At 39.7% G+C, this 12,785-nt stretch carries 13 protein-coding genes; 6 read left to right on the top strand and 7 right to left on the bottom strand.

Annotated features, from left to right (window positions below; all coding sequences use genetic code 11):
• Window positions 1–4 precede the first annotated feature (4 nt).
• Entirely contained in the window at window positions 5–1,498 is a 1,494-nt protein-coding gene (locus LEP1GSC195_RS09500; RefSeq protein WP_015681646.1) for an ArnT family glycosyltransferase, read from the top strand.
• Here the strand turns inward: LEP1GSC195_RS09500 and LEP1GSC195_RS09505 are convergent.
• Window positions 1,495–1,899 (bottom strand): thiol-disulfide oxidoreductase DCC family protein, encoded by a 405-nt coding sequence (locus tag LEP1GSC195_RS09505; RefSeq protein WP_015682731.1) that lies wholly within the window; start codon window positions 1,897–1,899, stop codon window positions 1,495–1,497. The genes LEP1GSC195_RS09500 and LEP1GSC195_RS09505 overlap by 4 nt on opposite strands.
• 67 nt (window positions 1,900–1,966) lie before the next feature.
• On the opposite strand from LEP1GSC195_RS09505, the gene LEP1GSC195_RS09510 reads away from it, so the two are divergent.
• Entirely contained in the window at window positions 1,967–3,913 is a 1,947-nt protein-coding gene (locus tag LEP1GSC195_RS09510) for a M3 family metallopeptidase (RefSeq protein WP_015680764.1), read from the top strand.
• On the opposite strand, the gene LEP1GSC195_RS09515 is transcribed toward LEP1GSC195_RS09510, so the two are convergent.
• Complete coding sequence (locus LEP1GSC195_RS09515; RefSeq protein WP_015681275.1) at window positions 3,893–4,450, bottom strand: SCO family protein; 558 nt, start codon at window positions 4,448–4,450, stop codon at window positions 3,893–3,895. The two genes, LEP1GSC195_RS09510 and LEP1GSC195_RS09515, sit on opposite strands and share 21 nt — an antisense overlap.
• Window positions 4,447–4,935: a copper chaperone PCu(A)C gene (locus LEP1GSC195_RS09520; RefSeq protein WP_015681271.1), complete on the bottom strand. Its 489-nt coding sequence runs from the start codon at window positions 4,933–4,935 to the stop codon at window positions 4,447–4,449. Before LEP1GSC195_RS09520 ends, LEP1GSC195_RS09515 begins: the two co-directional genes overlap by 4 nt.
• Here LEP1GSC195_RS09520 and LEP1GSC195_RS09525 point away from each other — a divergent pair.
• The gene (locus LEP1GSC195_RS09525) at window positions 4,895–5,914 is read left to right on the top strand and encodes an alpha/beta hydrolase (protein WP_040506623.1); all 1,020 of its coding nucleotides are present in this window, start codon (window positions 4,895–4,897) and stop codon (window positions 5,912–5,914) included. The two genes, LEP1GSC195_RS09520 and LEP1GSC195_RS09525, sit on opposite strands and share 41 nt — an antisense overlap.
• Here LEP1GSC195_RS09525 and LEP1GSC195_RS09530 read toward each other — a convergent pair.
• Window positions 5,894–7,795, bottom strand: a complete 1,902-nt coding sequence (locus LEP1GSC195_RS09530; protein ID WP_015681033.1) for a hybrid sensor histidine kinase/response regulator — start codon at window positions 7,793–7,795, stop codon at window positions 5,894–5,896. The two genes, LEP1GSC195_RS09525 and LEP1GSC195_RS09530, sit on opposite strands and share 21 nt — an antisense overlap.
• 23 nt (window positions 7,796–7,818) lie before the next feature.
• Here LEP1GSC195_RS09530 and LEP1GSC195_RS09535 point away from each other — a divergent pair, with 23 nt between their 5' ends.
• The 3 genes from LEP1GSC195_RS09535 (at window position 7,819) to rktP (ending at window position 9,977) form a co-directional block, all read left to right on the top strand.
• Window positions 7,819–8,088, top strand: a complete 270-nt coding sequence (locus tag LEP1GSC195_RS09535) for a Sec-independent protein translocase subunit TatA/TatB (RefSeq protein WP_015681656.1) — start codon at window positions 7,819–7,821, stop codon at window positions 8,086–8,088.
• Between the two features lie 81 nt (window positions 8,089–8,169).
• Window positions 8,170–8,886 carry a twin-arginine translocase subunit TatC gene (gene tatC, locus LEP1GSC195_RS09540; RefSeq protein WP_015681596.1) on the top strand — a complete coding sequence of 239 codons (717 nt, stop codon included), beginning with the start codon at window positions 8,170–8,172 and terminating at the stop codon, window positions 8,884–8,886.
• Window positions 8,883–9,977, top strand: coding sequence for an Arg-Lys translocation region protein phosphatase RktP (rktP, locus tag LEP1GSC195_RS09545; RefSeq protein WP_015680581.1), 1,095 nt, complete (start codon window positions 8,883–8,885; stop codon window positions 9,975–9,977). Before tatC ends, rktP begins: the two co-directional genes overlap by 4 nt.
• Here rktP and bla read toward each other — a convergent pair.
• From bla to clpP, 3 genes are all read right to left on the bottom strand, one after another.
• Window positions 9,954–10,790, bottom strand: coding sequence for a subclass B1 metallo-beta-lactamase (gene bla / locus LEP1GSC195_RS09550; protein WP_232227753.1), 837 nt, complete (start codon window positions 10,788–10,790; stop codon window positions 9,954–9,956). The genes rktP and bla overlap by 24 nt on opposite strands.
• Window positions 10,791–10,884: 94 nt before the next feature.
• Window positions 10,885–12,165 (bottom strand): ATP-dependent Clp protease ATP-binding subunit ClpX, encoded by a 1,281-nt coding sequence (clpX, locus tag LEP1GSC195_RS09555; protein ID WP_002989502.1) that lies wholly within the window; start codon window positions 12,163–12,165, stop codon window positions 10,885–10,887.
• Between the two features lie 15 nt (window positions 12,166–12,180).
• Window positions 12,181–12,783 carry an ATP-dependent Clp endopeptidase proteolytic subunit ClpP gene (gene clpP / locus LEP1GSC195_RS09560; RefSeq protein ID WP_002989489.1) on the bottom strand — a complete coding sequence of 201 codons (603 nt, stop codon included), beginning with the start codon at window positions 12,781–12,783 and terminating at the stop codon, window positions 12,181–12,183.
• Window positions 12,784–12,785 lie beyond the last annotated feature (2 nt).

A 12,785-nucleotide genomic window follows, 5' to 3' on the forward strand; every position in this document is an offset into this window, starting at 1 on the left:
GAAGATGATTTCAGTCCTTGAGACTGTGAAATTCCTATCTGTCCACCGCACCTTCCTCATCTTACTTTGTATTCTCATTGTGTTTTTATTCTATGGGAATTCCTCTCCCTTGGTGGACCAAGACGAGGCAGCCTATGCCGGTTTTTCACGCTCTATGTTGGAAACAGGGGATTACCTCACCATGGACTTTGCCTACTCACTCCCACACAGAAAACCTCCACTGCATTTTTGGATTAGCTCTTCTCTTTTCCAAATATTTGGCAGTACCGAATGGGTGTTACGTCTTTTCCCTGCCCTATGTATCTTAGGAACTAGTTTGTTAACCTACCATCTGGCGAATGTTATATACGGCTCAAGAACAGCCTTATATGCTTTCAGTATCCTCAGTTTTTCCTTGTATTTTCCACTCAATGGAAAAATTGCACTAGTAGATTCGCTTTTAGTTTTTTTTGGAATGGTTGGATTTGTTTCTCTTTACCATTGGATCAAATCAAAGAAAAGAATATTCGTTCTTTTATTCTGGCTCTCTGTAAGTCTCGGATTGCTTGTGAAGGGGCCACCCATTCTTATCTTTCTTGGGGGAACTTGTGTCCTTCTTTTGAGCGTAAATCAAATCCGTTCCCAAATTTGGAAATTGAATCCATTTTTATTTCTCCCTATCGCTTTCGTTCCACTTCTTCTTTGGGGTTATTTTTCTTGGCAAAAAGACAATGGCTCACTCATCCAATGGATGTTGGATTGGTATATCTTTCGTAGGGCTACCGATCCAGTATTTGGACAATCCGGTCCACCAGGCACCTATCTTATGCTATTTGTAGTTACCCTTTTTCCCTGGAGCCGATTGTATCTTTCGTTCTTAAATGAAAACGGATGGAAACTCATCGCCTATCTAAAAACGGAAGGTTTGGGAGTGATCAAAAATCTTCTTCCTTGGCATTGGGAAAAAAGCGATTTTATTTTTACTTCAAAACGGTTTCTGCTTCTAGGACTTGTTTTTTCTTGGCTCTTTTACGAATGTTTGGCGAGTAAACTTCCCTCTTATCCCTTATCCGCTTATCCCATCCTTGCCATTCTCCTAGGAGATCAACTCGCAAGAAAACACAACCAAATCTATATGTACAGGTTGTATCTTACGGTTGCACTTTTAATGATTGCGATCATCTCTTTTGTTTTACTTCCTAAGTTTTCTGAAATGAGAACCGATACAAAAAAAGCAGCAAGTGTAATCCAAAGTTTGGTTCCTAAAAACGAAACCTTATACTCATTTGGTGCACACGGTATCCCCAGTTTTGCTTATTATTACCACAGGCCTATACGTGAGATAACTTGGGAAGAAATCCAAATTACGAAAGGGTATTTCCTAGTCTCGGAATCGGATTATACAGTATGGAAAGGGCTCGGTATCGATTGGGAGGAAATAGGAGAACCTTTGCCCATTTATGCTTACGATCGAAATAAAAAATTAACCCTTAGGCTTGTAAAAACCAAAGGACTTTAATTTAAAAAACGTTTTTGAATGTTTGGTGAAGGAACCATACAGGCCTCTGCTTTGCCAAACCAATCATAGCGGTGTTTGGCAATGTGCCTATAAATGGAATTGCGAAGAAACCGAGGAAAAATCCAAAACCCATAGAACAATGGCCAAGGAAATACGAGCTCCCGTGTCAGTTGCAAAATGGCATCCGATTCTAAATACAGTTTACCTTCCATCCAATATAGAATGCTGTCCGGAAGATTGCCGTAAGATTCTTTAGGAAGAAGGGAATTAAAGGTCTCGGATCCGATGGCAGAAAAGTATAAATTTTCCTTTTGGTTTTGTTTCAAAAGAAACTGAACCGAACCCATACACAAATGGCAAACCCCATCAAAGAAAACAATTTTACTTTTTTCCGGTGGCATCCTTTCCCTCTAATCCCAAACTGACAGAGAACTATTTGAAATCGAGTCTAAATCTATAGAGGTCTTTATGTTTCCTGAATTTCAATCTGATAATCTTCCTAAAAAAGAATCTGCCATTTTAGAAAAAATGGAGTCTAACAAAGAGTTCATTCAAACCCTATTAAAGATAGACAAACCTACTTTTCAAAATTTCGCAAAACCCTACCAACGAATCCAAACAGAGTTGAGTGATCTTGTTACGGAAATTTCGCATCTTAATTCTGTAAAAAACAACGACGAGAGCCAAACTATCTATAGCAGGCTCTTACCAAAACTTAGCGAATACTATACAGACCTGGGTCAAAACGAAGACATATTTGCGACTCTATTAAAAATTCAATCCTCGGAAAAAGATCAAAATCATGAAGCATCCAAAGTTTTAGAAAACGAAATCAGAGACTTTCGTTTGTCCGGAGTAGGCCTAAACTCAGATACTAAAAATACATTAAAAGAAATTCGGATTCGCCAGTCAGATCTTTCCAATCAATTTTCGCAGAACGTCCTAAATGCAACAAACGCTTTTGCGCTCTACCTTTCGGAAGGCGATGTTGTTGGCCTTCCCGAAAGCGAAAAAATCTCTGCAAAACAAGACGATGGAACCTACAAATTTACTCTCCACTTTCCATCTTACATTGCTTATATGACCTATGGTGAAAATAGAGAGATCCGAAAAAAACTCTATGATGGGTACTGCACGAGAGCTCCAGAAAACGGAAAACTAATGGAAGAGATTTTGGAACTCCGTGATAAAGAAGCAAAACTTCTAGGATTTCCAACATTCTCTCATTTAAGTTTGGCAACTAAGGTGGCTGACACTCCGGAACAAGTGATTGATTTTTTAGACCACTTAGCAAAAAAAGCCAAACCAATCGCCTTACAAGAATTAAATGAAATCAAAAATTTTGCTAAAAAATTAGGGCACGAAGACATAGAACCCTGGGACCTTACCTTCTATTCTGAAAAACTAAAAAAAGAGTCCTTTTCTTATGATGAAGAAATCTATCGACCCTATTTAGAAAAAGAAACTGTCATTTCGGGAACATTTCAATTTTTAGAAAAACTTCTAGGAATCCAATTCCAACAAGTGGATACTCCCGTTTGGGAGCCGTCTGTTCTTTGTTATAACCTGGTTGTAGAAGGAGAGATTAGATCTCGATTGTATTTGGATTTAGAGGTCCGCACTGAGAAAAAAGGTGGGGCCTGGATGCACAACTGGAAACCTCACTTCCAAGATGAAACTGGTAAAACAGAACTTCCCGTTGCCTTTGTGGTTGCAAGTTTTCCCAAAGCCACAAGTACACAACCTTCACTGCTTCGACCAAGCGATGTAGTGACTCTTTTCCATGAATTGGGACACGCTCTCCACCACTTACTCTCTCGCGTCAAGGAAGCCTTTGTGAGTGGCGTCAACGGTGTGGAATGGGATGCTGTTGAATTTCCATCCCAATTTTTAGAAAACTTTGCTTACGAACCAAAAGTATTAGAACTTTTCGCCAAACACTACCAAACGAAAGAACCAATTCCTAATTCCTATATCGAAACAATGGTAAAGGCCAAAAACTTTATGTCAGCTATGGGTGTGGTGAGACAGTTAGAATTTGCAAAATTCGATATGTTGATCCATAAAGAAAAACCTAGCGAATCTAGAGTTCAGGAAATCCTAGACCAAGTGAGAAAAGAAGTCTGCGTTGTGTTCCCGCCGGCATACAATAAATTCCAAAATTCCTTCACTCATATCTTTGCTGGAGGGTATGCAGCAGGATACTATTCTTATAAATGGGCCGAGTTACTTTCTGCCAACGCCTACTATTCGTTTGTCGACCGGGGAGTTTTTGACCTAGAACATGCGGCTCATTTCAGAAAAACGGTTTTAGAAAAAGGTGGATCTGCGAGCGCCATGGACCTATTCCGAGATTTTTACGGAAGAGATCCAGAGATTGATGCTTTATTACGATTAAATGGAATTGCCGCTTAACACCTGTATGGACTTTGTGATCACTTCTTTGGAATCGGTAGACTTGATGAGTTTTCGAGTCTTCCGATTCTTATCCAAAACATAAATGTAGGTAGAGTGGTCGAAACTTTGGCCATCTTCCGTTTTTTGCACATAAGCTGCATACTGTTTTAGAATTTGGTTGATTGTATCTGCCGAAAAAGAAAGTCCTACCGATTGAGGTAGATAGAACTGAACATACTTTGTAGTTGTCTCTGGGGAGTCACGCACTGGATCTACAGAAATAAAAACTACTTTGAATTTTGATTTCTCCACTTCGTTTAACGGCTCTACTGCAGCCTTAATTTTTGCCAAGGTATTGGGACAAAAGTCGGGACAATAGGTATAGCCAAAAAACACTAAGAGGACCGGCTCCTCAAATGCTTTCAAGGATACAGATTGTCCAGATTTATCTTTGGCTTCAATATTTCCACCAATTGGAAGTTCGGTGAATTCTAATGCAGAACCACATCCGACTAAAAACCCAACTAACAAGATTAAGACAAATTTTCTTTTCATAATTCTCTCTCTTCCACTATCACAGTCCTACTTTCTCCATTAGAGAATTGAATTTCCAATTCCAGCTTCCCGGGGTGATCCAATTTATCATATAACATCAAATGTTTTCCTGATCGTTCAAGTTCAATGGTCTCGTTGGCTTTCAGCAAAATAGGATAATCCAATTTCCGCATCCTAGCAATTCCAGACTGGTCGTCTATGACTGTTTCATGGAAATCAATTGTTTTGTATCGATTGCTAACAATAGTTCGAATTTCCACATCGCTTGCGTAGGGATTCTTAATTTCTCCATAAACAGCAGCAGTTTTTGCTACCTCTGGGGGAGGTGTCATCCAGAGTCGGATGGGTTCTGTCGGTTTGTGACAGAAAACAAACAAATTGACTTGAATTAGTAACAGAATTCCTGCATTTGTTATATTTATCTTTCGTAACAAGAGAACCTCGATGAGAATAATATTCAAATGGGTGATTGCGATCACTCTCATTCTTTCTTCATTTCTAGTATCCACTTACAACTGGTCTACCGGTGAATACAATTATGATTCCTCTCGTAAATTCGAAAATTTTGATGCCTTTTATCAGAACGAACTCGAACTCAGTGCGAAAGAAAACACAAGACCTAACAACGAAGAACTACTCGTTCGAGTTTCGGAAGAAAAAACTCCAATAGTTATTGTCTATATCCATGGATTTGGTGCCAGCCGAGGCGAAGGTGAAGAAGTCACAAACAAACTCACTGAATACTTTGGTGCCAATACTTATTATTTAAGACTACCTGGTCATGGAACCAATCCAGAAGACCACCTACACACGAACTTTCAGAAGTATCTTCAAGATGCAGAAGATAGTTTAATTTATGCAAGAGAGCTTGGCGACAAAACTGTGCTCGTGGGAACGAGCATGGGAGGAAATATTGCTTCTTATTTGGCAGCAAAACACCCCGATCTAGTGGACTCCCTTGTTCTTGCGTCACCATTTTATGATTTTGACGACCCGAGTGCCCACTTCTTTCGATTCCATTGGGGTAAGTCTTTTATCAATGCAATTAAGGGAGAAATGCGAATTTCTAAAACTGACCCACGAGACGAGTCAGCTAAATATTGGTATTTAGACCAATACTATGCAGCGATTCAAAATATCTTAGAATTAAAACGATTTGTAGACAAAGCAAACCCTTATCCAAAAATAACTGCCCCCACCTTACTGATGTATTACTACAAATCAGAAAGAGAACATGACTTCGTAGCCTCCATACCAGCCATGTTAAAGGTATATGATGCGATTCAAACAGGACCAAATCCCAATCCCAAAAACAAACTTTTAAAAATTGAAAACGGTGCCCATGTTTTACTTTCTAAATACGTAAAATCTGACAAAGAATTGATCGAAAAAGAACTCATCCAGTTTATTAAAGATACAACGGGTGCTGAAGAAGTTAAAAAATCAAAGAAATCCAAACGATAACAAAATAGTTTCGTAAAGTTCATCTACGGATATTGGTTTGGAACGAACCAATATCCCTTCTGCATCCAATTCCTCAGAATCAAGTCCATCCATATTTCCCGTATAAAGAACTGCCGAAAGATTCGGATTTACTTTCTTAATTTTACGAATGAGATTAAGCCCGTTCATTTCTCGCATTCTGTAATCAGATAAAATAAAATCAGGAATTTTAATTTTTAATTCTTCCAATGCCAATGAAGCACTTCGAAATACTCTCGGAGTGATTTGTTTTTGAGAAAGGACAAAACTGATTGCTTCACTAGCAGCTTCATCATCCTCAACAATCCAAATTTCCTTATCAGAAATCACGGACCAAACATCTTTGGGTTTATTTTCTTGATTCGATTTAGCTGCGCCAATCAACACCTGTCCTTCTTCCAAAGGCAAAAAGATGTGGATAAGAACTGTCATTGGTTCTGGTTTTTCAATATAAAACTCACCACCCCAATTCTTCACATAACGATTGATTAGGTGCATCCCAGTCCATTGGAATTCTTCATCCCCAAAATTTACAAAATCGAGTGTGTTTAAGCCCGAAAGACTTGGCAAAGAAAGTCCCGTAAACTCCATAGAAACCAAAAGTTTAAATTCGTCTGCAGGTGAAGTTTTAACACGGACAAGACCCCTCTTTCGATCGTCCCAAACGAGGAGACCACCGGAAGTAAGTTCACATAGAATTTTAGATAATCTTACAGCATCTAACTTAGTGTAAAGGGGAGATTTATGGAAGTCAAATTGGGCCTCCACGTTTTTCGGTAGACCCGCATTTACAAGAGGAATGGTAGATTCAACCACAGATGAAATTTCAATTTTTGCCGCAGAGTCTTCGTCTTTTACTTTTGAGTATTTGATGATTCTATGAATCATAGAACGAGCATTATCAGCTCCCATCCGGATTTTTCCCAAATATTCTAAAATCTTTGTTTGGTCAAATTTCCCTGAATTGATTTCTTCTTCACCTAACTGTGAAAATACGTGAATGGGCTGCAAGTAGTTATTTAAATCATGAGCAATGTTTGTCGCCAAACTTCCTATCGTTTCCATTTTTTGTGAATGTAACTGATAAGATTCTAATTGTTTTTTTTCCGTCACATCATCTAAAAACACATAATAAAAATCTGGTTTCCCTTGTGAGTTACGAAACGCACTAATCCTTCGATAAACATTGATTCGACGACCATCTTTTCGTGTAAGTCTCGACTCTTCCGCCCCTTCTTTAAAAAACCCAAAGTATTCCATTTCCTCTTCGGATATGGGTTCTCCTTTGATTCGTTTGATATTCAAATCTGTTAGGTTTTGAAAACTATAGCCGGTGATTTCTGTAAATCTTGGATTGGTTCGGAAGTACCCTCCTTCCCAGTCCTGTAATGCCATCCCCACTGAAGCATTTTCAAATAGTCCCAAAAAAAACTGAATTTGTTCAACTATATTGATTTCGTTCGTTTTTTCATTAGTCACATCACGAACAAAAACAATTTGGAGTTGGGAATCCATATTAGGAATGTTTACCTTTCTTTTTTCAAATTGGAACCACCGAACTAAAATTTCATTCGGCATTCGGAAACGGTAGTCCCCTTGTACGGTGTCACGTTCGAAATGTTTACTCGGAAAAAGAATTTGGTCTCGAAAATTTGACTTATCTTCTTCCGCGACCCATAACAAAAGGTCGGACTCCAAACATTCCTCATTGGTTTTGTGACAACCCAAATTGTTTTTAAAAAAATCGTTTGAAAATAAAATCTGACCGGTTTTGGGATCTGTTAAGTAAACCCCACCGGAAAATAGATTGGGCAAGACCTTAAAGAATTCTATCATTCTGCTTGCTTCTAGATTCGTTTGCATAACTCTTGCCTTAAGAGGGAAATATGCCATCCAATCCGTTTTCTTTTCAAGCACCTATTGCTTTTTTTAATTTGGGACCATGGGAGATTGCACTCATCGTCTTCTTAGCGTTGCTTTTTTTTGGTGGGAAACGCCTTCCAAGCCTTGCCAAAGATTTGGGTTCCGGAATCAAAGAATTTCGTAAATCCCTAACAGGTCAGGAAGAGGAACCGACTCAACCTACTTTCCCACAGGAAGAGCCTAAGTCGACTTCACAAGCTGCTTCCAAATCCGGTAAAAAGAAAAAAGCTTAAAAGATCCAAACCTTGGCTGGGAAAAAGAGAACCACAATTCCACTTCCGCTGCCGGAGGATTCCGAAACCAGGGAAAAGTATATGTCCCTGGGGGATCATTTAGAAGAACTCCGCCAAAGGCTGATCTATTCTATCTTAGTGGTGTCTGTCTTTATGATTGGCACTTTGTATTTCGGTAGCGAAATCCACAGTTTTCTCATCCAACCCTACAAATCGGTTCTCGGCCCGGACGCTCATTTCTTTCAGATCCAACTGATGGCTCCGTTTCTAATCTATCTCAAAACTTCGTTTATTTTATCTGTACTCGTTTCTTTGCCGTTTTTATTGTACATCCTTTGGGGATTTGTGGCACCTGCTGTGGATACTCGGACAGAAAAATGGGGAAAGTTCATCATCCTTTTTTCTACCTTACTATTTTGGTCGGGGCTTGCTCTCTGTTGGTTTACTGTTTTTGAAAATTTCCTTCGAGTTTTCCTTGTAGTTTTAAGACCCGACGGAGTGGATCCTTATTTACCGATTGACGAATACTATGATTTATTCTTCAATTTGCACTTAGTGTTTGGTGCGTCCTTTCAGTTACCAATTGTCCTAATCCTACTGGGTAGGATCGGGATCCTTTCCTCTCGTTTTCTTATTTCTAGATGGCGAGAGGCAGTTCTTATCATAGCTGTTGTATCTGCGGTTCTCTCTCCAGGTCCCGATGTATTTTCTATGCTGATGTTACTCGTTCCCCTTAGCTTTCTGTTTTTTCTTTCCGCCATTGTTATGAAAGTTTTGGAAACAACAGACCGCAAATGAGTTTTCGTGTCAAACTTCCCGTCCTACTTGGAATCATTAGTTTCCTCTTCTTTTTTATCCATTTTTTGTTAGCAGAATTTACCTTTACCCATTGGCAAAACCCAAAGGGGGAAAACACACTTAACTTCAATTTGGTGGGGGTCTATTCATCCTTCGTATTTTCTTTGTTAATTGGATTTTTAACCTATTATTTCCTTGGATTTTTATACCAATACATCCTGCACCTAATTGCACATATCCAGGACAACGAACTTCCCAAAGACATTCGTAACCTAAACCAAGAATCGGAAGAATACAAAATTTATAAATCGGTCAGGTTTACTCTTTTGCAAGGGGATGAAAGTTTAGGGGAAGAACAATTCGAGAATAAATTCGATTGGAAAACAAACCAAGCCGTTTCCGTTAACAAACAAATCCCTGACATTCATATTCCTAAAACACCTGGATTTGAAGTTTCAGTATTCCCATCAGTCATGCGTTATGCGGGTGCTGATTACATTCGTATCGTAAGGGCTAAAGATGGAATTTTTGGAATCCTTGCGGGACATATAGAACCAGGAATTTTAGAATCTTCCGAAAAAGTTTTTATTCACGGAATTGTATCTTCTTTTGGCGATGGTGTATTTTCCACAGAAGAACTTCTTGAAAAATTGAAAAATGCCCTTCACCAATTTACTTTTTTGAAATTAAAAATCTCTGCTTTTGGAATCCAAAACAAAGAAGATAAAATGTCTTTTCTTCACTATATGGACATGCCGATCTTCCAATTTTCGGATCATGGAATCCAAGTGATTGAAGGGAGTGGAGACGACCATTGGTATCCCAACCACAAACACCCGCTTTCCATAGCCGATGGCATTGAAGTGGGAGATTATTTGGTTTGGGCCAGTGATAGAACTCTCACACAGTTTGGGCTCACATCTTTTGAAATTATGGAAGAGTTCGTAGATTATCTTTTGGATTTAAAACCAAGTTCTTCTCGGCAGATGTTACTTGCCATTGCCAAAAAAATGAGTGCACTCGGGGCCGAGAGAAATCTTACAAACCCCATGGAAAAACTTTCCATCTTAGTTGTTCGCCGCAACAAGTAAACGAATCGTATGACGGAGTAAGTCTAGTTTTCCCCAATCTCCATGCCCGGGAACCACAACTTCCGCATCGGGATAACGTGCGAGAACCTTCTTTAAGGAAATTTCCCACTCTTCCATATTTGCTTCCTGAATATAACCCAGGTCTTTGGCATCAAGAGACTTCACAAGACAACCTCCAAAGAGGATATGCGTGTCTGGGAGCCAAACCACAATGTTATCCACAGAATGACCATGGCCAGGATAGAATACTTCCACCGATTGGTTTCCCGCACCCAGTCTTGTTTGGATATCCAAAATGGGATTTGGGTTTCCAAATCCTCTTTCCTTTGCCAGTTTTGCCGTTAAATTAGTGCTATAAACAGGAATGTTTTGTTTTTGGAAAAAAGGAACTCCCGATATACGGTCGTTATGTGCATGAGTCACGATTCCGTAAAGAACCTGTTTTTGGAATTTGGATTGGATGTCCGAAAACAACTCCTCCGTTTGGGATTCTGTCCAAGGAGTATCGATCACAACCGCACCTTTGTTAGTCAAAATCACAAGTCCATTTGCCGGATAAACCTTTCCCCCAGACTCGCCATAACTTCTATGCATCCAAACGGATTCTTTAATTTTGATCCATTCGATAGGATTTGTTTTTTGTGGCCCCAATTCAGGTGAAACGGGAGCGGGTATGCGATCAGAATCTTTATGAAAATGACAGTGGGAAAAGGAAAATCCCAAACAGAAAGTCAGAAACAAAAAATAAAAACGTATCTGCGCTTGCAGAGAAAGAAAGGTCTGTGTGTATCTTGTTCGAGCAGAATCCATCATTGACACCCCTAAAAAAACAAAAACCTATCGTAAGATAGGCTCTTTTTCGTTTTTCTAGATCCAGATTTTGAATCTAGAAATTGTAAATGGAACTTTATGCGATCTTTTCGATATCACCTTTTAAAATGGTGATGGGAGCTTCTTTTTTAAGGACTGTTTCATCGGTCACAACCACTTCTAATACATCCTTTCGAGATGGAATTTGGAACATGAGCTCCATCATAATCTCTTCCACAATTGCACGTAGTCCCCGAGCTCCACTTTCACGTTTAATCGCTGTTTGGGCAATGGCTTCAATCGCAGCTTCTGTGAACTTGAGTTTTACGTTCTCAATATCAAACATCTTTTGGTATTGTTTGAGAAGGGAATTTTTAGGTTCCGTAAAAATAGATTTTAAACTTTCAATGGTGAGTTCATCCAGAGTGGCAATGATCGGAAGTCGTCCAATAAATTCAGGGATAAGACCAAACTTCATTAGATCGTCAGGGATCACATGGTGGACCATAGACTCCCCTTCTTCGATTTTGCGACCCTTATCGTTTACAATTTCATTGGAGTGGAATCCGATCGATTTCACTCCGACTCGTTGTTTGATGATGTCACTTAGACCCACAAACGCTCCCCCACAAATAAAGAGGATGTTTTTGGTTTCCACAGGAATGTATTCCTGGTGTGGATGTTTACGTCCACCTTGCGGTGGAACATTGGCAACAGTCCCTTCAATGATTTTTAAAAGTGCTTGTTGCACACCTTCCCCACTCACGTCACGTGTGATGGAAGCGGAGTCAGACTTACGAGAGATTTTATCAATTTCATCGATGTAGATGATTCCCATCTCCGCACGTTTCACATCATTGTCAGCGTTTTGAATGAGTTTGAGAATGATGTTTTCCACATCTTCACCCACATAACCCGCTTCCGTAAGAGCCGTTGCATCTACGATAGCAAAAGGAACTTTTAGAATGCGAGCCAGTGTTTGTGCAAGGAGAGTCTTTCCGGAACCTGTAGGACCAATGAGCATGATATTGGATTTTTCCAATTCCACATCTCCCGCCTTACGTTCGTTATGAAAGATTCTTTTGTAATGATTATAAACAGCAACTGCCAAAGCTTTTTTGGCTTGTTCTTGTCCAATTACATATTGGTCTAAGATTTTTTTGATTTCTGTTGGTTTGGGAATGTCACCCACAATGGCGGTTTTTTCACCACCTTGCGGCTCTTCTGCGATGATTTCGTTACATAAAGAAATACATTCATCACAAATATAAACACCTGGACCTGCGACAAGCCTTCTTACTTCGTCTTGGGCCTTTCCGCAGAAAGAACAATGTAATTTTTCTCTGGGATTTCCCGTTTGGCTTGCACGTTTGGTCATGGAGTTAAGCCCCCCTTAGGCTTGTGGCATCTGTTTGCGTTCTTGGATGACGTTGTCGATGACACCGTATTCTTTGGCTTCTTCTGCACTCATAAAGAAATTTCGTTCTGTATCCTTGCGGATTTGGTCAGAAGTTTTTCCCGTATGCCTTCCATAAAGATCGATGAGTTTGTCCTTGATCTTTATGATTTCTTTGGCAGAGATTTCAATATCAGAGGCTTGTCCACCAGCTCCACCATAAGGTTGGTGTAACATAATACGAGAGTTAGGAAGAGCCGAACGTTTCCCCTTAGCACCACCAGCAAGGAGAAGTGCCGCCATAGAAGATGCTTGTCCAATACAAAGAGTTCGCACCTCGGGTTTAATGAGCTGCATAGTATCGTAAATGGCAAGGCCAGAACTCACATACCCACCAGGGCTATTGATATACAAATAAATGTCGCGATCTGGATTCTCTGCTTCTAAAAACAAAAGCTGCGCCGAAATGACATTGGCATACGTTTCATCGATAGCAGATCCAAGGAAAATGATCCGATCTTTCAAAAGCCGTGAAAAAATATCATATTGGCGTTCGCCACGGCTTGTTTGTTCAATTACATAAGGCATGAGTGTAGACATAG

Origin of the sequence: Leptospira wolbachii serovar Codice str. CDC, from assembly GCF_000332515.2 — a bacterium.
GTDB lineage: Bacteria > Spirochaetota > Leptospiria > Leptospirales > Leptospiraceae > Leptospira_A > Leptospira_A wolbachii.

Bases quoted from the DNA above. Each gene is read 5' to 3' on its own strand.
- LEP1GSC195_RS09500 (WP_015681646.1), top strand. From the start codon at position 5: ATGATTTCAGTCCTTGAGACTGTGAAATTCCTATCTGTCCACCGCACC.
- LEP1GSC195_RS09505 (WP_015682731.1), bottom strand. From the start codon at position 1,899: ATGCCACCGGAAAAAAGTAAAATTGTTTTCTTTGATGGGGTTTGCCAT.
- LEP1GSC195_RS09510 (WP_015680764.1), top strand. From the start codon at position 1,967: ATGTTTCCTGAATTTCAATCTGATAATCTTCCTAAAAAAGAATCTGCC.
- LEP1GSC195_RS09515 (WP_015681275.1), bottom strand. From the start codon at position 4,450: ATGAAAAGAAAATTTGTCTTAATCTTGTTAGTTGGGTTTTTAGTCGGA.
- LEP1GSC195_RS09525 (WP_040506623.1), top strand. From the start codon at position 4,895: ATGAGAATAATATTCAAATGGGTGATTGCGATCACTCTCATTCTTTCT.
- LEP1GSC195_RS09520 (WP_015681271.1), bottom strand. From the start codon at position 4,935: ATGAGAGTGATCGCAATCACCCATTTGAATATTATTCTCATCGAGGTT.
- LEP1GSC195_RS09530 (WP_015681033.1), bottom strand. From the start codon at position 7,795: ATGCAAACGAATCTAGAAGCAAGCAGAATGATAGAATTCTTTAAGGTC.
- LEP1GSC195_RS09535 (WP_015681656.1), top strand. From the start codon at position 7,819: ATGCCATCCAATCCGTTTTCTTTTCAAGCACCTATTGCTTTTTTTAAT.
- tatC (WP_015681596.1), top strand. From the start codon at position 8,170: ATGTCCCTGGGGGATCATTTAGAAGAACTCCGCCAAAGGCTGATCTAT.
- rktP (WP_015680581.1), top strand. From the start codon at position 8,883: ATGAGTTTTCGTGTCAAACTTCCCGTCCTACTTGGAATCATTAGTTTC.
- bla (WP_232227753.1), bottom strand. From the start codon at position 10,790: ATGATGGATTCTGCTCGAACAAGATACACACAGACCTTTCTTTCTCTG.
- clpX (WP_002989502.1), bottom strand. From the start codon at position 12,165: ATGACCAAACGTGCAAGCCAAACGGGAAATCCCAGAGAAAAATTACAT.
- clpP (WP_002989489.1), bottom strand. From the start codon at position 12,783: ATGTCTACACTCATGCCTTATGTAATTGAACAAACAAGCCGTGGCGAA.